2 pseudogenes are annotated in these 617 nt (G+C 32.9%); both read right to left on the bottom strand.

What is annotated here, in order from left to right:
• Window positions 1-532 (bottom strand): annotated as a pseudogene (locus tag KI369_RS28100) (anti-sigma factor); the annotation flags it as partial.
• 12 nt (window positions 533-544) lie between these two features.
• Window positions 545-617, bottom strand: a pseudogene (locus tag KI369_RS28095) (sigma-70 family RNA polymerase sigma factor); the annotation flags it as partial.

Below are 617 nucleotides of genomic sequence, written 5' to 3'. Positions count from 1 at the left end.
ACTTCTCATCATCAAATTCTTTTTTCTTGCCCTCGTTATATATAATTGTTCGTTTGTTCGTTAGCTTATCTTCTTTCGAAGAGATACCTCTTTGTTGCTCCGTATCAATCGCATATTTGTATGTTGTAGCAATTCTTGACGAACTAGAATATTCCTCAAATTGTCCTGAAATATTTTTAAAATGATCAACGGAATCCAGCATCTGTTGATGAATTTTTTCTTTATCTGGATAATTTACGTTCGATTTTATTTCTTCTTCATTTTCATAATCAGAAAACGCCTTTTTCTTTACATATTCAAATACTCCACCGTTTTGAGCAAAAATTTGATCAGAAAACTCCGACATAGACACAATTGAAAGTGTTAGAACCGCAGCACTTATAGCCATCATATAAACTCTATAACCTTTCTTTTTTACCGGGAGATTATGAAGTGTAATATTCATCTTTTCATTTAACTCTGGCGGTACTATAACATTCTCTTCTTTTATTCTCTTTTTTAATTTCTCATCAAATAATTTTTCGTTATCCATCCTATACACCCCCTATTCCATCTTTAATCGTTTTTGCAGTTGTTCCCTCGCACGTGACAATCTGGATTTCACTGTTCCTTTTGGC

The sequence above is a fragment of the Bacillus sanguinis genome (genome assembly GCF_018332475.1).
Classification (GTDB): Bacteria; Bacillota; Bacilli; order Bacillales; family Bacillaceae_G; genus Bacillus_A; species Bacillus_A sanguinis.
Note: the sequence above shows the minus strand (reverse complement) of the source record. Positions and strands in the feature narration are given on the sequence as shown.